The sequence below is a fragment of the Streptomyces sp. NPDC087270 genome (genome assembly GCF_044744625.1).
In the GTDB taxonomy this organism is placed as follows: Bacteria; Actinomycetota; Actinomycetes; order Streptomycetales; family Streptomycetaceae; genus Actinacidiphila.
This window is the reverse complement of sequence record NZ_JBIUYR010000002.1, coordinates 170352-191359: the sequence shown is the minus strand read 5'-3', so window position 1 is coordinate 191359 and position 21008 is coordinate 170352. Positions and strand designations below refer to the sequence as shown.

The following is a 21008-nucleotide window of genomic DNA, read 5'->3' as shown; positions in this document are numbered from 1 at the left end:
GGGTCGCCGTCCAGCACCCGCTGCCATGCCCGCCGGAACAGTTCGGGCACCGGCAGTTCCGGTATCGGCTGCGCGGCGAGGTCCAACTGCCCGGCGGAGAGCAGTTCCTGCTTCCACGACTCCAGCGGCAGTGCCGGCGCCGCGAGGTCGAGCCAGCCGCCGGGCAGGAAGAGGGAGCGACCGGACCGGGGCCGTTTCGCCTCCACCACCAGTTCGGTCGCGGCCAGTTCGGCCCTGGCCTGCTTCGCCCGGGCCGGCTTCCATCCGGTCCAGGCCGTGACGTTGCGGTCCGTCGGGTCAGGCAGCGCAAGCAGCATCAGGTACAGCGCGGCCGCGTCCTGGGAGAGGCCGAGCCGCTGCGCGGCCCGCGCGGTCAACTCCGGCACGCTGTGCGCCGGATACTGCGCGGCGCCCGCCGGACCGTCGGCGGCCACCGCGGCCGCCAGCCCCTCGCCGAGCACATCCCGCAGCGCCTGCACGTACGGGCCGCCGATTCCGGCGAAGCCGGACAGCAGCACGAGCGCCGGGTGGTCGGGGCCGCCCTCGGCGGAGGCGCCGGGCAGCACGGCCGCGGGCCGCAGCCACACCTCTTCGTGGGTCCTTCCGCGCAGCGGCGGCGCGAGGACGATCGCCGGTCCGACCCGGACCAGGCCGTCCGGTCCTTCGCCGCCGGTCGTCGGCAGGCCGTACGCCTCGCGCAACGCCACCGCGACCGGCTTGCCGGTGCCGCTCCAGGAGACGTTCAGGTCCAGCAGCAGTTCCTCGTCGGCGAGCCGCGCGCGCAGCGCGGCCAGGGTGTCGCGCAGCGGCGGGCGCAACGGGTCGCCGTACGGCAGCCGGTACGCCAGCCAGCGCAGCGCGCCGCTGTACTTCAGCAGGGTGGACCCGTACAGCATCGCCTCGGGCCGGTCGGGCGCCAGCACGCGGTTCTCGTCGAGCCGCTGGCGAGTGCGGCCGTGCAGGGCGGTGGCGGCCTCGGAGTTGACCACCATCTCGGTCCACGCGCCGAAGTCGCCCTCCCGCTCGGCGCGTTCGACCAGCTCGATCGGCACCGGGCGCCGGTCGCCGTGGACGGACAGCCACGCGTCGGCGAGCGCGTCCGGGTCGAAACCGTCGAGCCACAGCCGGTCCACCGCGGCCGGATCGGCGGGCACGAGCGCCGCGAGGAAGCGGGTACGGTACTCGGTCGGCAGCCGGCGCAGCGCGTCACGCGCGGTGAGCGCACGGGTCGGCCGCAGCCCGGCCAGGTCCAGCACCTCCGCGGGCGGCAGCCCCGTCTTCCCGTAGCCGCCGAGCCCGGGCAGGCCGAGCAGCAGCAGAGCGGCCAACGACACGTCCACGCCGGTCCGTTCGGAGAACCGCTCGGCCGCCTCGGGGCGGTACGGCACCGGGCCGCGTTCGGCGACCCGCGCGATCAGGGCGGCCACCGCGGCCACCGCGGCCACCGCGGCGACCGGGGCCACCGCGGCCGGTTCGGCCGCACCGTCCGAACCCGCCCGACCGTCCTGGCTGTTCGGCCCGCCCGGTCCGGCCGAGCCGGCGCGCGCGAGGTCCGCGGCGGACCCCAACACCCGGTCCTCGGTGAGCGAGAAGCCCTCCCACGGCCCGAACTTCCCGTCGGGCGCGAACTCGACCGCCTTCCAGCTCTGCCGCTCGTCGCCCTCGTCCTGCAAGAAGGAGAGGATCAGCAGCGACCGCTCGCCGCTGCGCCACACCTCCCCGACCCGCTCCGTGGCCTTCTTCCCGCTGACACTCAGCAGCCGCAGCCGGCCGCGCGGATCGGCGAGCAGCCCGCCCGACGCGCCCACGCCCGACGCGCCCACGCCCGTCCCCGCACCAACACCCGCGCCAACACCCGCACCCGCGTCGAGTCCGAGCACCGTGTGCAGGAACTCCACCAGGGCGGTGCGCTGTTCGGCGGGCGTGCCCGGGGCGGCGGCGCGCGCCGCCGCCGCGATGACACCGGGACCGGCGAGCGTGAGCCAGTCGATGGTGCGGCGGACGTGGTAGCGGCCGGCGATGCCGAAGCGGACGTCCTTGGGGCCCGGCAGAGCCGGGCGGGCCGGCTGGGCGCCCGCCTCGATCGCGTGGAGGGTGCGGAGCGTGCTCATCGTGTCGAAGGTGTGCCGGTCGGAGTTCCCGAAGGGGTAGCCGCCGACCCGCACGGTGTCGATCAGCCCGCGCAGCGCCTCGTGGAGGATCGCGTCATGGGCGTGCGCGGCCTCGGCCGCCGGCTTCTCGGCACGGCGGCGGTTGCGGCGCTCGTGGAGCATCGCGATCCGCCGGGCCGCCGCGGCGGCGATGCCGACGATCGAGGCGACGCCCTTGATCAGCAGCGGGTCGGTGATGCCCGGCAGCACCTTGCGTACGGCGGCGGGCACGTCGGCCTTCGCGTTCGGCACCGCGGCGAGCAGCGCGGCGGCCTGCTCGTCGGTGACCGCGCGCAGCACCGCGGAGCCCGCCTCGTCGCGGGGGCGCAGCGCGTGCCAGTACGACAGCGGCGGCACCAGGTCGGTGCCCTCCGCGTAGCGGTTGCCACGACCGCCGGTCTGCACGTCGCCCAGCTCGATGCCGTCCGCGTCGTACAGGTGGACCGTCTCGGACCAGCTGCTCTGGACGGCCGGGTGCAGTACGGCGCCGCCCGGCAGCCGCAGCGGCGGCAGGGGAGTGCCGCGCCCGGACGTCACCGGGCTGCGGCTGCCGTCCACCGAGCACGCGGTGTACGTGCCCGCCGCCTCGTCGTGCCGCACCCACCAGCCGAGCAGGCCGTCCTTGCTGCCGAACGGCGTCGCCTCCAGGCCGGGGGCGAGCGGAAGCAGGCGGGACGCGGGCTCGTCCACCCGCGTGCCGGCGCCGTCGCCGGCGAGGGCGCTGTCGAAGAAGGCCGGCAGGGAGGCGCGGCCGCGGACGGCCGCCGCCGGGTCGTACTCGTGCCAGCGGCCCTCGTGCAGCACCCAGTGCGAGATCCCGTCGCACGCGATCGGGCGGCGCTCGGCGAAGGAGGTGTCGCCGGGCAGCACCGGCCGGGAGCCGTAGCAGCGGCCACCGCCGGCCAGCGCGAGCGACGCCGGGCCGGCGCCGCGGTGCGGCGCGTCCAGGTGGCCGGCCGGTCGGAAGGTGTCGGCGGGCCGCCCGGACCAGGCCGCGCGCCGCTCGTCGCCGTAACCGGACGCGATCAGCCACTGGCCGTCGACCAGGCGCACGGTGGGCCGCAGCCAGGAGTACGGGTTCGGCGCGGGCAGGGTCAGGGTGCGCTCGTCCAGCACCGCGTCCGGCCCGACAGCGGCCACATGGGTGCCGGATATGACGATCAACGCGGGCCAGGCGTCGTCGAGTTGGAACCACTGGTCATTCTTGACCGCGCGCATCCGCCCCGCGACGTAGGAGTCGAGGGCGGCCCAGCCCAACTCGTCGAGGACGCCCGCGCGCAGGGCACGGGCCAGGACCGGCGCCACGTCGAACGCGGTGAGCCGGTCCACGGCGCCGGGCGCGGTGGCCAGCACAGCGGGGTCGCCGAACGGGGCGAGGCGCGTCAACTGGCGGTCGAGACCGGGCAGTCCGAGCGGCCGGTCCAGGTCGTCGGCGCGGTCGGCGAGCCATCCGCCGACAGCCGCGCCCAGCACCGGGTGTTCGGCCAGCGTCAGCAGGCCCTCCGGCCCGTCGCTCCGGTTGGCGACCTGTTCGACGGAAGCACGCAGCAGCGGTGCGTACCTCGGGTCGGCGGCGACCGCGGCCAGGTCGCGGCGGCCGGGGTTGTCGTCGGCCAGCCAGCCGGCCAGGTTGATGGAGACGCCCTTGTGCGGGTCGGCGACCGGCACGCCCGCGGCCAGACACGCGTCCAGCAGGTCGGGGGCGATGTCGCGGTGGCCGCGCTCGGCGGTCAGCCGCACCGGCTCGCCGTCGCGGACCAGCCGCGGCGCGAACCGTTCCACCAACTCCAGTTCCGCCGGCATCCGTTCGTCCGTCCGGCGGTAGCCGCGCTGCCGGAACCGCGCCCACTGCCCGAACCACCACGCGGCGCCGGGCACGTCCTCGTGCGCGTCGCCGGCGGGTTCAGGGGCGGCGGTACCGGCAACGGATTCGGCACCGGCACCGGCGGTGCCGCCCTCGGCGAGCAGCGTGAACGCCCCGGATTTCTGCAGCAGTTCGAGCCACAGCGTGTCGATCGCGGCCCTGCCCTCGGAGGCGTTGCCGGCCTCGGCGGGGAACAGGCGCAGCAGCCGGACCCGGGCGGTGCGGCTGTCGCGGGCGGCGGTCAGCAGCGCGCCGCGGGCGGACTTCCAGAACGACAGCGCGGCGCGGCCGATCGCGCTGGTGCCGAGCAGTTCGCCGACGAGCGCGGCCTCCTCCGCGGGGGCGTCCCGCCCGGCGGCCCTGGCCAGCCGGCGCAGGTCCTCCATCAGCCCGGCGTGCGGCGGCAGCCCGGCGCCGGCCCGCTCCATGCACAGCAGCCGGAACTGGGTGAACGCGGCCTCGGGCGAGAGGCGTTCGGACAGTCCCCTGGCCTGCTCGCGCAGCGTCTTCCCGCTGAGCGCCCCGGCCGCGGCGAACTCCAGGAAGACCTCGCGCAGCCGCTCCTCGTCGATCGCCAGGGCGTGCCGCCGCTCGGCGTCGCGCGCCTTGCCGAAGTACATGGACGCGTACGTCGTCGACTCGGCGGCGAGGAAGATCCGCGCCACCTCCTCGTAGTACGTGGGCAGGAAGTGCGGCACCGAGCGGTCCAGCCGCTCGCCGATCTCGGAGAAGCCGTCCTTCGCGTGGCCGGGCTTGGTGGCGGCGAGCCGGGTCAGCCGCTCCATCTCCTTCACCACGGCGAGCGCGTGGCGGGAGTTGGCCGGGTCGTTCACCAGGGCCCAGGCCGGGAAGCCGAGGGACTGCCGCAGCACCCGGCCGACCGGGACCACCGTGTCAGCCGTGTCCGCCGTGTCCGCGGGTTCGGTCGTCGCGGGGGTGCCGGCGGCGTCCGTGCTCCCGGTGCTCTCCGTACTCTCGCCGGTCTCCGCGCTTTCAGGGGCCTGCGGGGCCCCGGCCGCGAACCCCGGTGCGAAGCCCAGGTATTCGAGCGACAGGTCCTCCGCCGTGCCCAGCGCCTCCGGCACGAGCCGCACGACCGTACGGCCCTCCAGGACGGGGTGCGCGTAAGCGCGGGCGACCAGCACGTCCGTCGCGTCGCCCGGCCGGTCGGCGCCGGTGGTCGAACCGGCCCTCCCCGCAGCCGTGTCGGAGCGCGCGGCCGGCGCCGTACCCGACGCCGCACCAACCTCCTTGCCCGCCTGCCGATCGAGCGGCAGCACCGCCCCCGCGGCCAGCAGATCCCCGTCGTTCATCGCTTCCCCTCCACGCCCTCTTCGGTCTCCTCGGGCACGACCCGCCCCGCGTACAGCGCCGACGCCATCCGGTGCCCCTCCGACCACGCCACCGGGTCCACCTCGGACAGCCGCAGCCGGCCGCCCCCGCTGACGCGCCACTCCAACTCCCCGGTGACGGCCTCCGCTTCGGGGTAGTCCGAGCCGAGCCACAGCGCCGCCTCCACCGGCCGCCCGGCCGCCATGACCTGGCAGACCGCGTGGCCGCCGCGCACCCGGTAACCGAGCTGCGTGGCGCGGGCGGTGGCATGCCGCAACTGGGCGAACCGGCCGCCCGCGTACGTGTCCAGGACCGTCGCCGCGCCGTCGGTCTCCGGTCCGCGCCGCCACACCTCGCGGAAGAGCTGGCCGACGCTCTGCCGTACCTCCAACTCGGCGGCGAACTCGCGGAGTTCGTCGAGGTCGGCGGGATCGGTGAGCAGCACCGGGTGCGGTATCAGCACGGCGGGTACGGTCAGCCGCACCGAGTCGCCGTCGAGGTCGACCACGCCGAGGCCGCGCTCGGGGTCGGCGTCCCGCAGGAAGCCGGCCCGGGCCAGGTCCGGGCCGCCGTCCTCGGCGAGCGGCGCCACCACCAGGTCCCGCAGCGCCGCCTGCCAGGCCGCGTCGGGCCAGACCCGGGCGATCAGGGCGGCCGGCACCGGCAGCGAGCGCACCAGCCAGGCGTCGGCCTGCGCCAGGCACTCCCGTTCGTGGCGCTCCAGCCACTCCGCGAGCTGCTGGAGCCGCACCACCTCGGGGTCCGTGCGCAACTTGCCCGGCACCTGCTTCAACGCCCGCCCCGCGGCGTTACGGCACACCACCCGCGCGCCGTCCAGCGTCACGGCATAGCCGCCCGCCGCCTCGATCCAGCCCATTCCCCGGTCCCCTCCAGCACGTTCGCTTGCGAGGTGGATCACAGTAGAAGGGGGCACCGACAATCGCGGGCCGGTTCCGGTTCGGGTTCCGGTTCCGACACCTGCGGTCGGAGCGGCCACCCGGGGCAAACCAGGGTGATCATGGAGGTATGGACGCGCACGCCGGTTCGCACCGCAGCCCGCACGGAGACGAGCGGACCGTCACCCGTCGGGGCCCGGCCCCGCCCGCCGCCCGTACGGCCACGATCCCGCCCGCCGCCGCGTCGCCCACCACCTCTCCGTCCACCGCCCTCACCCGCCGCCCACCCGCCCTGGTCGCCGTCGGCCACGGGAGCCGCGACCCGCGCGCCGCACGTGTGCTCGCCGACCTGGCCGCCCAGGTCCGTATCCTGCGCCCCGGGACCGAGGTGGAGGTCGGGTACGTCGAGTTGAACCGCCCCCTGGTGGGCGAGGTGCTGGCGGGACTGGCCGGAGAGGTCGTCGTCGTACCGCTGCTGTTCGGCCGCGGTCACCACGTCAAGCACGACCTGCCCTACGCCCTTGCCGCGGCCGCGCACCTGCGGGGAGCGGTCGCCGCGCCGCTCGGGCCGCACCCGCTGCTCGCCCGCGCCCTGCACGACCGGCTCGCGCAGGCCGGGTGGACCGCCCGTGGCCAGGCGGTGGTGCTGGCCGCCGCGGGCTCCCGCGACCCGGAGCCGGTCCGCGACACGGAACGTACGGCCGCGCTGCTCGCCGCCCGGCTCGGCGGCGTGCCGGTCGTCCCCGCCTACGCCTCCGCCGCGCGCCCCACCGTGCCGCAGGCCGTGGCCGAACTCGCCGGGCGCGGTCTGCGCGAGATCGCGGTCGCGTCCTGCTTCACCGCGCCCGGGCGGTTCGCCGCGCAGAGCGCGGCCGCGGCCCCCTGGATCGTCTCCGCACCGCTCGGCGCCCACCCGGCGCTGGCCGAACTGGTGCTGCGCCGCTACGACGAGGCGTGCGCGGGCTGAGGGCCTGACGTCCGGCAGGGACCGGATCAGGGCGCACCCGCCCACGGACCGGCCTGACCCCGCGCACCCGCTCCGGTCACCGCTGTCCCTCGCCGCTTCCCGCTGCTTCCCGACGCCTTCCCGCCCGTACGATCATCCGTCCGTAGGCGGGGGCGGCTCGCACCAGCCACCCGTCGCTCCGGCCGGTTACCGTCGTCGGTATGGACGGAAACCAGCCGCGCGGCTACACCGAGGCCGACCTGGAGCGCTACGTACCCGAGCCGGACAAGCGGCCCGGGCGCACCGCCTTCCAGCGAGACCGGGCGAGGGTGCTGCACTCGGCGGCGCTGCGCCGGCTGGCCGGGAAGACCCAGGTCGTCGACCCGGAGGCGGGCGGCACCGCGGACACCGACACCAGCCCGCGCACCCGGCTGACCCACTCCCTGGAGTGCGCGCAGGTCGGCCGCGAACTGGGAGCCGCGCTCGGCTGCGACCCCGACCTGGTGGAGACCGCCTGCCTGGCGCACGACCTCGGCCACCCGCCCTTCGGGCACAACGGCGAGATGGTGCTCGCCGAGTTCGCCGCGGACTGCGGCGGCTTCGAGGGCAACGCGCAGAGCCTGCGGCTGCTGACCCGGATCGAGCCGAAGCGGTTCACCCGGGCGACCGACCCGGCGACCGGGGAGTCCGCACTCGTCAGCGTCGGCCTCAACCTCACCCGCGCCGCGCTCGACGCCGCCACCAAGTACCCGTGGCCGCGCGGCGGTCACCCCACCGACCCCGGTTCCCGCAAGTTCGGGGTCTACCCGGACGACCTGCCGGTCTTCGGGTGGCTGCGCCAGGGCGCGCCCGAGGGCCGTACCTGCTTCGAGGCGCAGGTCATGGACTGGGCCGACGATGTCGCGTACTCCGTGCACGACGTCGAGGACGGCCTCCAGGCCGGGCACATCGACCCCCGCGCGCTGTCGGCCGGCCCCGAACGGGCCGAGGTCTTCGACTGCGCGCGCGACCGCTACGCCCCGCGCGACACCTCGCCCGCGGAACTCGCGGAAGCCCTCGACCGCCTCCTCGCGCAGCCCTGGTGGCCGCACCACCACGACGACTCCGCGCTCGGCCAGGCCCGCCTCAAGGACGCGGCGTCCCAGCTCATCGGGCGGTTCTGCCTCGCCGCGGAATCAGCGACCAGGCGGCGGTACGGGACCGCGCCCCTCACCCGCTACGGTGCGGAACTCGTCGTACCGCGCGAGCAGCGGCTCGAATGCGCCGTCCTCAAGGCCGTCGCCGACCGCTACGTCATGCAGCGCGCGGCCCAGGCGCGGCGGCGCGCCGAGCAGCGCGTGGTGATCGGCGAGCTCGCGGAGACGCTGCTCGCCGGCGCTCCCGACGCGCTCGACCCGCAGTTCCGGGCGATCTTCGAGAGTGCGGGTGACGATGCGGGGCGCCGGCGCGCGGTCGTCGATCAGATCGCGTCGCTCACGGATGCCGCCGCGACGAATCGTCTCCGACGGTAACGGGACCCTCCGCGGCGTCTGGTCCTGGCCGCCCCGGGACCACCTCCCGGTGGGGGGTTCTCGCGCAGTTCCCCGCGCCCCTTGTCGTGCTCGGCTCCTCCGCGAAACGAACCCCGCTTCCCCCTCGCCCCCGCTGTACCGCTCCCTCGGCCACCTTCCTTGCCGCGCTGGCCTCCCGCCCCGTCTGCCCCTGCCGGCCGGTTGCCGGGCCGCCTGCCGGTGGTGTGCTGGTCGCGCAGTTCCCCGCGCCCCTGTGGGGGTTCCCGTCGTCTGTGGCGGACGGTCACGACGTCGTTCGGCCACCTTCCTTGCCGCGCTGGCCTCCCGTCCCGTCTGCCCCTGCCGGCCGGTTGCCGGGCCGCCTGCCGGTGGTGTGCTGGTCGCGCGGTTCCCCGCGCCCCTGTGGGGGTGCCCGTCGTCTGCGGCGGACGGTCACGGCGAGGGGGACCGGCACTTTTCAGGGGTGGTCAGCCACAACAAGGGGCGCGGGGAACTGCGCGACAAGCCCTCCACCGGGGGAAGGTCCGGGAACCGTGGTGGAGGGGCAGGGCCGGCGGGCGGCCGGCGCGTCCAAGGGAACGGCCGAGCAAGTGGTGCCCGGGTGGATGGGAGGGGTGAGGTGTGTTTCGCGGAGGAGCCGTACGTGCCCAGGGGCGCGGGGAACTGCGCGACAAGCCCACCACCGGGAGGTGGTCCCGGGGCGACAGGACGAGGCACCCCGGGGGTCAGGGGCACCGTGCAATGATCAACGGGTGGGACGGACCGGCGCGGCGCCCTTCCCGTCCGGGCCGCCGTGCGGGACGCTCAGCAGGGCAACGGACAACCCGCCGGGGAGGCACACTGTGGTCGACGCGCACCAGACCTTCGTGATCGTCGGAGCCGGCCTCGCCGGAGCGAAGGCCGCGGAGACGTTGCGTGCCGAGGGTTTCACCGGCCGGGTGATACTGATCGGCGACGAGCGCGACCACCCGTACGAACGCCCACCCCTCTCCAAGGGATTCCTGAACGGCAGCGCCGAACGGGACTCCGTCTTCGTGGAGCCGGCCACCTGGTACGCGGAGCACGACGTCGAACTCCACCTCGGCCAGCCGGTGGTGAACCTCGACCGCGCCGCGCACACCGTCACCTTGGGCGACGGCACCGTCCTGCAGTACGACAAACTCCTGCTCGCGACGGGCGCGGAGCCGCGCCGGCTGGACATCCCGGGCACCGACCTGGCCGGCGTGCACCACCTGCGCCGCCTCGCCCACGCGGAGCGGCTGAAGCACGTGCTGACCAGCCTCGGCCGGGAGAACGGCCACCTGGTGATCGCCGGCGCCGGCTGGATCGGCCTGGAGGTGGCCGCCGCCGCCCGCGGCTACGGCGCCGAGGTCACCGTGGTGGAACCCGAGCCGACCGCGCTGCACGGCGTGCTCGGCCCCGAGATCGGCTCGGTCTTCACCGACCTGCACACCGAGCACGGGGTGCGCTTCCACTTCGGCAGCCGGCTCACCGAGATCACCGGCCAGGACGGCATGGTGCTGGCGGCCGTCACCGACGACGGCACCGAGCACCCCGCGCACGACGTGCTCGCCGCGATCGGCGCCGCCCCCCGCACCGCGCTCGCCGAGGCGGCCGGGCTCACCCTCGCCGACCGCGCCCAGGGCGGCGGCATCGCCGTGGACGCCTCCCTGCGCACCTCCGACCCCGACATCTTCGCGGCCGGCGACGTCGCCAACGCGGAGAACCCGCTGCTCGGGGGCCGGCTGCGGGTCGAGCACTGGGCGAACGCCCTCAACGGCGGCCCCGCCGCGGCCCGCGCCATGCTCGGGCAGCAGGTCAGCTACGACCGTGTGCCGTACTTCTTCTCCGACCAGTACGACCTCGGCATGGAGTTCTCCGGGAACGCCGCACCCGGGTCGTACGACCAGGTGGTGTGCCGCGGCGACGTCGGCAAGCGGCAGTTCATCGCGTTCTGGCTGAGCGAGGGGCGGGTGCTCGCCGGGATGAACGTGAATGTGTGGGATGTCACCGAACCCATCCAGAACCTGATCCGCGACGGCCGCCCGGTCGACCCCGAGGCGCTGTCCGACCCCTCCGTGCCGCTAGCCTCGTTCCTGGACTGACCAGGAGGTTCCTGGACCGGCCAGGAACGAACGCGGAGGAAGTACCGTATGCGCACCGCCGTCGTACCCGTCGAGGAGATCTTCGCGTTGCGCTGGGCGGTGCTGCGCACCGGCATGCCGCGCGAGGCCGCCGTCTATCCGGAGGACGCGCGCGCCGACACCTTCCACATAGCCGCCTACGACGACGCGGGCGCGATCCAGGCGTGCGTCACCTTCTTCCCCGACCCCCTGCCGGGCGAGGCCGCCCTCGCGTACCGCTTCCGCGGCATGGGCAGCTCCGTCGAGGCGCGGGGAGCCGGTTACGGTGCCGCGGCCCTGCGCGCGGGCCTGCGCGAGGCCGCCGCCCGGGGCGCGCAGGTCGTCTGGTGCAACGGCCGGACCTCCGCGAAGGGTTTCTACGAGCACTTCGGGTTCACCGCCACGGGTGAGGAGTTCCAGTTGGAGCCGAGCGGACCCCACTACGTCTTCGTGACCAAGGAACTGGGGTGACGCCCCTTCCGGGGCGCCCCCCGCGTGCCTGACCTGCCTGACCCGCCTGACGTCCTCAACGTCCCCGGGCGGAGAGGGTGAACGCGAGGAGCCCGGAGGCGTCCATGTCCAGCGCGGGTTCTGAGCTCTGCCAGGAGCGCACGTCGTCCGCGTAGGTGCTGCCGTGCCCGGTGAAGGGGGCGAAGGGCTCGCCGCTGGGCGGGCAGGCCCGCATCCCGTCGAGGTAGTCGCCGAGGCCGCCCTCGAACTGGTCCGAGCCGTTGGGCCCGTTGACGATCGCGCCGACCTCCAGCGGCCGTTTGCCGTCCAAGCTGCCCGCCAGGTTGCCGAGTTGGCCGGCGGTGCACTGCGGGAAGGTGGTGCCCTCGCCGACGACGAAGGACGTGCCCCAGGCGTTCGCGCCCAGCACCCAGTCGAGTTGCCGGACGGCGAACCGGTCGAAGGTGTGGTCGCCGGTGGCGGCGGCGTACAGGCGCGCGGTGGCGGCCAGCCCCAGCGTGTGCGAGTCGGCGTCGAAGTCGTCGTAGACCGCGCCCGCGTGGAAGGGGTCGGCCTGCGCGCGGGCCTGGCCGGTGGCGAGTTGGGCCCTGACGTAGCCGGTGAGCTGCTGTGCGGTGGCGGCGAGGCCGGTGGTGTGTCCGGCGGTGTGCCCGGCCGCCTTGACCGCGCGGGCCAGGTCGAGATCGGCGAGCGCGCTCGTGTCGTACATGTTGAGCGTGTCCGTGTCGGCCTCGCTCTGGTGCCCCTTGGCCCACTTCGTGCCCTGCGCCAGCCAGCCGCCGGCCCGCGGGTCGTGCAATTGCTGTGCGGCCAGGGCGAGTTCGGCGCCGCCGAAGGCGAGGTCGTCCTGCCAGCTGGTCTCGGGGTAGTAGCCGGCCGGCACGGTGGTGACGAGGGCGCCCGGGTGGGTGTCGGCCAGGCCGTAGATCTGCGCGGCCGTCGCGAGGTAGCCGCGGGCCTTGGCGCGGTCGGTGTGCGCGTAACTCTGCGCGGCGAGCGCGAAGTCGGCGGCGAGCCGGCCGGCCTGGTTGGGGCTGATCTTCGAGCCGGGCGCGCCGGCCGCGAAGACCGGGCGGTTCTTCAGGAACGGGTGCGCGCTGTCGGTGTCGTCCAGCTCCGGCAGCCGCCACACGTCGTGGTCGCCGACGACGCTGCCGCTCTCCGTGCCCGAGCCGAGGCCGACCTGGATGTAGAGGGTCTTCGTGCTGCCGTCCCACATCTTGTCCAGCCAGTCCAGGCCGTACCGGGCCTCGGCGCCCAGCGGGGTGGCGGGTCCGGCGCCGCTGTCCCGGCCGGCGATCTCCAGCGCGGCGACCGCGTAGGAGGTGGTCTCGGTGAACTTCAGGTAGTCGCCCGCGTCGAACCAGCCGCCGGAGACGTCCACCGGTCCGCCGATCCTCTTCGGGGCGGCCTTGATCGTGTCGCTCTCGTCGGGGTCGGTGAAGGCCGGCCAGGCGTAGACGGAGGCGTGCGTGTCGTTGAGGTGCGCGGGCTTGCGGTCGAGCTGCCCGGGGATGGTGCCGGCGCCGTCGCGCTGGGCCTGGAAGAACGCGGCGGTGTCGGTGGCGGGCTTGCCGAAGACGGACTTCGGGGTGCCGATGGTGAAGACGGGCGAGCTGCCGGTGGCGCCGCCGCCGACCACCAGGTGGTAACGGCCCGGGGTGCGGACCGCGTCGAAGTCGATGGCGTACACCGCCTGGTAGGCGGCGTTCCACTTGCCCAGGCTCTGGCCGGTCCGGCCCGCCGCGACCGTACGGCCGCCGGTGCCCACCAGCCGCCAGCGCGCGCCCTTCACCGGGGACCCGGCGAGCAGGAACGCCTCCTTGGCGCCGGTCGCCGCGTAGCCGACCTGGTTCACCCGGACCAGGTCGTGCGGGGCGGCCGCGGCGTCGGCGGTGGAACCGGTCAGCGACAGCGCGGCCAGCAGCCCCGCCGCGGTCAGACCGCTCGCGGCGGCCGTCGTGATCCTGCGCAACCCCGCCCGACGGGCGGTCCCCACTCTGACCGAGGGCATACGGCGGCGTCTCCTCGCGGATTAGGAAAGCTTCCTAACGAATACGGAGGAAGCTAGTGCCGCCCCGCCCTCGGGTCAATGCGTCCGACCCGACGCCTTCCCCCTCTTCCCCCCGGCCGCCTCCCCCGGGCCGCACCGCCCTCACGGCCCTCACGCCCCCCGGGTCGCCGCCCCGCCCGCCGCCCCGCCGAACCTGTCGCCCCCGGGCCGTAGACTGCCTCCGTGGCGGGAAGGATCAGGGACGACGACGTAAGGGCGGTACGCGACGCCGTCCCGATCGACGCCGTCGTCTCCGACTACCTCCAGCTCAAGAGCGCCGGTGGCGGCAACCTCAAGGGCCTTTGCCCCTTTCACGACGAGAAGTCCCCTTCCTTCCAGATCAGCCCGTCCAAGGGTCTTTACCACTGTTTCGGTTGCGGCGAAGGCGGGGACACCCTCGCGTTCGTGATGAAGGTCGACCACCTGTCCTTCACCGAGGCCGTGGAGCGGCTCGCCGCGCGGGCCGGGATCACGCTGCGGTACGAGGAGGGCAGCAGTGTCCCCGGGCGGCAGCAGGGCGAGCGCATCCGGCTGGTGGAGGCGCACCGCACGGCCGCCGCGTTCTACGTGGAGCAACTGGGCTCGGCCGAGGCGGAGATCGGGCGGAAGTTCCTCGCCGGGCGCGGCTTCGACCAGAGCGCGGCCGAGCACTTCGGGGTGGGATACGCACCGGCCGGCTGGGACCACCTGGTGCGCTACCTGCGCGGAAAGGGCTTCAGCGACAAGGAGTTGATCACCTCGGGGCTGGCCTCCGAGAGCCGCAGGGGCGGCGCGATCGACCGGTTCCGCGGCCGGCTGATCTGGCCGATCCGGGACATCACCGGCGAGGTGATCGGCTTCGGCGCGCGCAAGCTGCGCGAGGACGACCAGGGCCCCAAGTACCTCAACACACCCGAGACGCCGCTGTACCACAAGTCCCAGGTGCTGTACGGGATCGATCTCGCCAAGAAGGAGATCGCCAGGACCGGCCGCGCGGTCGTGGTCGAGGGCTACACCGACGTGATGGCCTGCCACCTCGCCGGCGTGACCACCGCGATCGCCACCTGCGGCACCGCGTTCGCCGGGGAGCACATCAAGATCCTGCGCCGGCTGCTGATGGACAACTCCACCTCGGAGGTGGTCTTCACCTTCGACGGCGACGACGCCGGGCAGAAGGCGGCGCTGCGCGCCTTCGAGGACGACCAGAAGTTCGCCGCCGAGACGTCGATCGCGATCACCCCGGGCGGCATGGACCCGTGCGAACTCCGGCTCGCCGAGGGCGATCCGGCGATCCAGCGGCTGATCGACGGCCGTACCCCGCTCTTCGCGTTCGCGCTGCGTTCGATCGTGGCCCGCTACAACCTCGACACCGACGAGGGCCGGGTCGCCGCCGTGGACGCCGCCGTGCCGGTGGTCGCCGCGATCAAGAACCAGGCGCTGCGCGACCGTTACGCGATCCGGCTGGTCGGGATGGCGGGGATCTCCACGCAGGCGGAGGAGCAGAGCATGATCCGCCGGGTGCGGGCGATGGCCCGCGCCCGCGCCGCGAGCGGCAACTCCGGCCCCGGGCCCGGCGCGGACTCCGGGCGCGGCGGTCCGGCCCGCGGCCCGTACCGCGGCGGCCCGTCCGGCCCCCAGGAGGGCGGCGACCGCCGCCCGCCGTCCGGCCCCCGGCTCGACCTGCGCAGCCCCGCCCACCGCGTGGAGCGCGAACTGCTCAAGCTCGCGCTCCAGTTCCCCGCCCTGGTCTCCCCGGCCTTCGACGCCTACGGCGAGGACGAGTTCACCGGGCCCCCGTACGCCGCGGTGCGCCGCGCCATCGCCGAGGCGGGCGGCGCGGAGTACGCCGACGGGGAGTATCTGCTGCGGGTGCGCGACGCCGCGCCCGACGACACCGTGCGCGGCATGGTCACCGAACTGGCCGTCGAACCGGTCATGCACAAGGTCCCCGAGATGTACGCCGGCGAGGTGCTGGTCCGGGTCCGGCTGCTCGCGGTGGACCGCCGGGTGGCGCAGGTCCACGCCACCGGGGCCCGCCTGGCCGCGCAGGGTGTCCCGTCCGACGCTCCCGAGGCCACCGCGGCCGCGAACGAACTGTGGGCCCTCCAGCAGTACGCCCAGCGGCTGCGCGTCAACGGAGCGGCGGCGCTCTAGGCGGCAGGCCGGGCGGCCTGGGCGGGCGCTTCACGGTGGCCCGTGCGGTGCTCGCGGCGGGTCGGTCGAGCGGGTCGGGCAGCGCTCGCGGCGGGACGTTCGGGGCCGCCGCGGCCCGCCCGGGTACCCCGGTGACGGGCAAGTCATACGCGGTGACATGGCGTGAAAAAGGGCCCGCACGACCCTCGTGGCGGGCGGCGTGGTGGGTCACACTGGGGTCCCGGTGCCGAGCCCTCTTTTGAGCCCGACGACGCGCTCACCGCGGAGGTCGCTTCCGTGCGGACACACGCCCAGATCCAGATCACGCCCGACGTGCCGATACCTCCTGCCGTGGCCGAGGTGGTGGTGCGGGAACCCCCTGCGGAGGTTGCGGACGCCGCGGACGAGCCGCGGGTGCTGGAGCCACCGGTGGAGGAACTGCGAGCGATCGAGTCCCCGCCGGACGAGCCGCGCATCCACCGCGTGGACACCTCCGCGGGGCCGTCCGCCGACCTCTTCCGCCAGTACCTGCGCGAGATCGGCCGTATCCCGCTGCTCACCGCCGCGGACGAGGTCGATCTGGCCCGGCGGGTGGAGGCGGGCCTGTTCGCGGAGGAACGGCTGGCCGCGTTCCCCGATCTGGACTCCCAACTCGCCTTCGACCTGGACCGGTTGGTGGTCCAGGGCCGGATGGCCAAGCGCCGGCTGATCGAGGCGAACCTGCGCCTGGTGGTGTCGGTGGCAAAACGTTACATCGGGCGCGGCCTGACCATGCTCGACCTGGTCCAGGAGGGCAACCTCGGCCTGATCCGCGCGGTCGAGAAGTTCGACTACGCCCGCGGCTACAAGTTCTCCACGTACGCGACCTGGTGGATTCGCCAGGCGATGTCCCGCGCGCTGGCCGACCAGGCCCGCACGATCCGGGTACCCGTGCACGTCGTGGAGCTGATCAACCGGGTGGTGCGGGTGCAGCGCCGGCTGCTCCAGGAACGCGGCTGCGAGCCGACCCTCGAGGAGGTCGCCGAGCAACTGGAGCTGACCCAGGAGCGGATCGGCGAGGTGCTGCGGCTGGCCCAGGAACCGGTCTCCCTGCACGCGCCGGTCGGCGAGGAGGACGATGTCGCCTTCGGCGACCTCATCGAGGACAGCGACGCCGCCTCCCCGGTGGAGTCCGCCGCCTTCCTCCTGCTGCGCGAACACCTCGAAGCGGTCCTGTCCACCCTCGGCGAGCGCGAACGCAAGGTCGTCCAACTCCGCTACGGCCTCACCGACGGCCGCCCCCGCACCCTCGAGGAGATCGGCGCCATCTTCGGCGTCACCCGGGAGCGCATCCGCCAGATCGAGTCCAAGACCCTGAGCAAGCTCCGCGACCACACCTTCGCGGAACAACTCCGCGGCTACCTCGACTGAGCGGGCCGAGGCGGGAGCGCCCCGCGACCACTTCCCGCTGACGCGCCGGCGTGGTGGCGTGGTGGCGTGGTGGCGGAGCGTGGAGTTCTGCCGTCAGGCTTCTCGTGCGGTGGGTGCGGGGTACGACCCCTCCAAGAACTGGTCACCGCCCGCCCGCCCCCTCGCGGAGCCAACCGCCAGGAGGCGAGCCCGTGTTCAGTCGACCTCGGCCACGGCCTGCGCGAACTGCGCCGAGTACAGGCGCGCGTACGCCCCCTCCTTGGCGAGCAACTCGTCGTGGGTGCCCTGTTCGACGATCGACCCCGACTCCATGACGAGGATGACGTCGGCGTCGCGGATCGTGGACAGCCGGTGCGCGATGACGAAACTGGTCCGCCCGTGGCTGAGCTTGGCCATCGCGCGCTGGATCAGCACCTCGGTGCGGGTGTCGACGGAACTGGTCGCCTCGTCCAGCACCAGGATCACCGGGTCGGAGAGGAACGCCCGGGCGATCGTGATGAGTTGCTTCTCGCCCGCGCTGACCCCGGTGCCCTCGTCGTCGATGACCGTGTCGTAGCCCTCGGGGAGGGTGCGGATGAAACGGTCGGCGTGCGCGGCCCTCGCCGCCTCCTCGATCTGCTCGCGGGTGGCGCCCTCGTGGCCGTAGCCGATGTTCTCCGCGATGGACCCGCCGAACAGCCAGGTGTCCTGGAGCACCATGCCTATCGAGGAGCGCAGGTCCTCCCGGGACATCGCGGCGATGTCCGTGCCGTCCAGGGTGATCCGGCCACCGGAGACCTCGTAGAACCGCATCAGCAGGTTCACCAGGGTGGTCTTGCCCGCGCCGGTCGGCCCGACGATCGCCACGGTGTTCCCGGGCTCCACCTTCAGCGACAGGTCGTCGATCAGCGGCTTGTCCGGCAGGTAGCGGAAGTCGACCTTCTCCAGCGCCACCCGGCCGCGCAGCTCCTGCGGGCGGGCCGGGTGCTGCGGCTCGTCGGACTGCTCCTCGGCGTCGAGGAGTTCGAAGACCCGCTCGGCCGAGGCCACCCCGGACTGGATCAGGTTCGACATGCTCGCGACCTGCGTGAGCGGCTGGCTGAACTGCCGCGAGTACTGGATGAACGCCTGCACGTCGCCGACCGACAGCGTGCCGGACGCGACCCGCAGCCCGCCGATCACCGCCACCAGCACGTAGTTGAGGTTGCCGATGAACATCATCAGCGGCTGGATGGTGCCCGAGATGAACTGCGCCCGGAAACCGGACCGGAACAGCGCCTCGTTCTCCTTCTCGAAGACCTCCGCGGACTCCTGCGCCCGGCCGAAGACCTTCACCAGCGAGTGCCCGGTGTACATCTCCTCGATGTGCGCGTTCAGCGTGCCGGTGGTCTTCCACTGCTGCACGAACTGCGGCTGCGCCCGCTTGCCGACCTGGGTGGCCACCAGCAGCGTCACCGGCACGGTGACCAGCGCGACCAGGGCCAGCAGCCAGGAGATCCAGAACATCATCGCCAGCACGCCGATGATGGTCAGCAGCGAGTTCACCAGCTGGCCCATGGTCTGCTGCATGGTCTGGCCGATGTTGTCGATGTCGTTGGTGACGCGGCTGAGCACCTCGCCGCGCGGCTGCTGGTCGAAGTACGACAGCGGCAGCCGGGACAGCTTGTCCTCGACGTCGCGGCGCAGCCGGTACACCGCGCGGTTGATCACCTTCGTCGCGGTGCGCATCTGCAGCACGCTGAGCACGGCCGCGCCGAGGTACACGCACAGCGCGATCAGCAGCACGCCGCCGATCGCACCGAAGTCCATGCCCTTGCCGGGGGTGAAGTCGATGCCCGACATCAGGTCCGCGACCTTGCCGTTGCCGTGCGCGCGCAGCGTGTCCAGCACCTGCTGCTTGCTGGCGCCGTGCGTCTGCCGGCCGATCACCCCGGCGAAGATCAGGTCGGTGGCGTGGCCGAGGATGCGCGGGCCGGTCACCGTCAGCGCGACGCTGGCGGTGCCGAGGGCCAGCACCAGGTACATCCATATCCGGTCCGGCCGCATCAGCCGGATCAGCCGCTTCAGCGAGCCCTTGAAGTCCATGGACCGCTCGATCGGGCCGCCGCCCATGAACCGGCCCGGCCCCGCCATCGGCGCCGGCCCGCGCCGCGTGGGCGCCTTCTTCAGCGGGTCCCCGCCCGCGCTCTCGCCGCTCACGCCGCCGCCTCCTGCTCGGTGAGCTGGGACAACACGATCTCCCGGTAGGTCTCGTTGTCCTGCATCAGCTCGGTGTGGGTGCCCGTGCCGACCACCCGGCCCTCGTCGAGGACGATGATGCGGTCCGCGTCGCGGATCGTGGAGACCCGCTGGGCGACGATCACGACGGTGGCCTCGGCGGTCTCCTCCGCGAGCGCGCGGCGCAGCGCCGCGTCGGTGGCGTAGTCGAGCGCGGAGAAGGAGTCGTCGAAGAGGTAGATCTCGGGGCGGCGCACCAGGCAGCGGGCGATCGCCAGCCGCTGCCGCTGGCCACCGGAGACGTTGCTGCCGCCCTGGGCGATCGGCGCCTCCAGCTCGCCGTCGAGCTTGCGGACGAAGTCCTCGGCCTGCGCGACCTTCAGCGCGTGCCACAGCTCCTCGTCGGTGGCGTCCGGCTTGCCGTAGCGCAGGTTGCTGGCGACGGTGCCGGAGAACAGGTACGGCTTCTGCGGCACCAGGCCGACGGTCTCGGCGAGCAGCGCGGGATCGACCTGGGCGACGTCCTCGCCGTCGACCAGCACCCGGCCGGCGGTCGCGTCGTACAGCCGCGGGATCAGGCCGAGCAGGGTGGACTTGCCGCTGCCGGTGGAGCCGATCACGGCGGTGGTCTGGCCGGGCCGGGCCTCCAGGTCGACCTCGCGCAGCACGGCCACCTCGGCGCCCGGGTAGGCGAAGGTGGCGCCGCGCAGTTCGAGGTGGCCGTGCCGGCGCAGGGAGGTGATCGGCGCGGTCGGCGGGACCACGCTGGAGTCGGTGCCGAGCACCTCCTCGATCCGCTCGGCGCAGACCTCGGCGCGCGGCACCATCATGAACATGAAGGTGGCCATCATCACCGACATCAGGATCTGCATCAGGTAGCTGAGGAACGCGGTGAGCGCGCCGATCTGCATCCCGCCGCTGTCGATCCGGTGCGCGCCGAACCACAGCACGGCCACGCTGGAGATGTTCACGATCGCCATCACGGTCGGGAACATCAGCGCCATCAGCCGCCCGGTGGACAGCGACACCGCGGTCAGCTCGTCGTTGGCGGCGCCGAACCGGCGCTGCTCGTAGCCGTCCTTGACGAACGCGCGGATCACGCGGATACCGGTGATCTGCTCGCGCAGCACCCGGTTCACCGAGTCGACGCGCTTCTGCATGGTGCGGAAGAGCGGGCGCATCCTGCGGACGATCAGGCTCACCGAGACACCGAGCACCGGCACCACCACGAGCAGCAGCGCCGACAGCGGGACGTCCTGGCCGAGCGCCATGATGATGCCGCCGACGCACATGATCGGCGCGGCCACCATGAGCGTGAAGCTCATCAGCACCAGCATCTGGACCTGCTGCACGTCGTTGGTGGTCCGGGTGATCAGCGACGGCGCCCCGAACTGGCCGACCTCGCGGGCGGAGAAGCTCTGCACCTGCGTGAAGACGGACTTGCGGATGTCGCGGCCGACGGCCATCGCGGTGCGCGCGCCGTAGAAGACCGCGCCGATCGCGCACGCCATCTGCACGACGGTCACACCGAGCATGACCCCGCCCAGCGCGACGATGTAGCCGGTGTCACCCTTGACCACGCCGTTGTCGATGATGTCGGCGTTGAGGGTCGGCAGGTAGAGGGCACCGATCGTGGAGAGCAGCTGGAGCAGCACCAGTACCGCGATGGGGCGTTTGTACGGTCGCAGGTGGGACCGTAGGAGTCGGATCAGCACAATCGGGTTCCTCGGGTTGCCTCGGGCAGGGCACGGGCTGGGACGCTGACCGTAAGGACGCGGCGGCCGCCCGGAGGGTTGAGCGACGGATCAACCTATCCTCCGGCATGGCGGCGGCGCACCGGGATAACCCGGATTTTGCCGATCCGGTCCGGGCCGTACGGTCCGGACCGGGCAGCACGGTCCCGTCCGGGCGTGACGGTGCGGGGGCCGGTCCGGGTGGCCCGCC

The 21008-nt window shown here is 73.7% G+C and carries 11 protein-coding genes; 6 read left to right on the top strand and 5 right to left on the bottom strand.

Annotated elements, in window-relative coordinates:
• Together ACIPAE_RS04355 and ACIPAE_RS04350 are read right to left on the bottom strand one after the other, a co-directional pair.
• Positions 1 to 5327 (bottom strand): hypothetical protein (locus ACIPAE_RS04355; RefSeq protein ID WP_402442814.1); only part of this gene is annotated, 5327 nt, incomplete at its 3' end.
• Entirely contained in the window at positions 5324 to 6223 is a 900-nt protein-coding gene (locus ACIPAE_RS04350; RefSeq protein ID WP_329369659.1) for a DUF4132 domain-containing protein, read from the bottom strand. The genes ACIPAE_RS04355 and ACIPAE_RS04350, both read right to left, overlap by 4 nt.
• Positions 6224 to 6372: 149 nt before the next feature.
• On the opposite strand from ACIPAE_RS04350, the gene ACIPAE_RS04345 reads away from it, so the two are divergent.
• The 4 genes from ACIPAE_RS04345 to ACIPAE_RS04330 all read left to right on the top strand — a co-directional run bounded on the left by ACIPAE_RS04345 (position 6373) and on the right by ACIPAE_RS04330 (position 11293).
• Positions 6373 to 7209, top strand: a complete 837-nt coding sequence (locus ACIPAE_RS04345; protein WP_402442811.1) for a sirohydrochlorin chelatase — start codon at positions 6373 to 6375, stop codon at positions 7207 to 7209.
• Positions 7210 to 7409: 200 nt separating this feature from the next.
• Entirely contained in the window at positions 7410 to 8699 is a 1290-nt protein-coding gene (locus tag ACIPAE_RS04340) for a deoxyguanosinetriphosphate triphosphohydrolase (RefSeq protein ID WP_402442810.1), read from the top strand.
• Between the two features lie 842 nt (positions 8700 to 9541).
• Entirely contained in the window at positions 9542 to 10804 is a 1263-nt protein-coding gene (locus tag ACIPAE_RS04335) for an FAD-dependent oxidoreductase (protein ID WP_366411393.1), read from the top strand.
• Positions 10805 to 10852: 48 nt separating this feature from the next.
• Positions 10853 to 11293: a GNAT family N-acetyltransferase gene (locus tag ACIPAE_RS04330; RefSeq protein ID WP_402442809.1), complete on the top strand. Its 441-nt coding sequence runs from the start codon at positions 10853 to 10855 to the stop codon at positions 11291 to 11293.
• Between the two features lie 55 nt (positions 11294 to 11348).
• Here ACIPAE_RS04330 and ACIPAE_RS04325 read toward each other — a convergent pair whose 3' ends face one another.
• Positions 11349 to 13307 (bottom strand): glycoside hydrolase family 9 protein, encoded by a 1959-nt coding sequence (locus ACIPAE_RS04325; protein ID WP_402442808.1) that lies wholly within the window; start codon positions 13305 to 13307, stop codon positions 11349 to 11351.
• Positions 13308 to 13529: 222 nt separating this feature from the next.
• Here ACIPAE_RS04325 and dnaG point away from each other — a divergent pair, with 222 nt between their 5' ends.
• Together dnaG and ACIPAE_RS04315 are read left to right on the top strand one after the other, a co-directional pair.
• Positions 13530 to 15479, top strand: coding sequence for a DNA primase (dnaG, locus tag ACIPAE_RS04320; protein ID WP_366411390.1), 1950 nt, complete (start codon positions 13530 to 13532; stop codon positions 15477 to 15479).
• A gap of 162 nt (positions 15480 to 15641) precedes the next feature.
• Positions 15642 to 16868, top strand: a complete 1227-nt coding sequence (locus ACIPAE_RS04315) for an RNA polymerase sigma factor (RefSeq protein WP_402442805.1) — start codon at positions 15642 to 15644, stop codon at positions 16866 to 16868.
• A 195-nt stretch (positions 16869 to 17063) separates the two neighbouring features.
• Here the strand turns inward: ACIPAE_RS04315 and ACIPAE_RS04310 are convergent, their stop codons facing one another.
• Positions 17064 to 18980, bottom strand: a complete 1917-nt coding sequence (locus tag ACIPAE_RS04310; RefSeq protein WP_402443295.1) for an ABC transporter ATP-binding protein — start codon at positions 18978 to 18980, stop codon at positions 17064 to 17066.
• 62 nt (positions 18981 to 19042) lie between these two features.
• The gene (locus ACIPAE_RS04305) at positions 19043 to 20779 is read right to left on the bottom strand and encodes an ABC transporter ATP-binding protein (protein ID WP_402442803.1); all 1737 of its coding nucleotides are present in this window, start codon (positions 20777 to 20779) and stop codon (positions 19043 to 19045) included.
• Between the last annotated feature and the right edge of the window lie 229 nt (positions 20780 to 21008).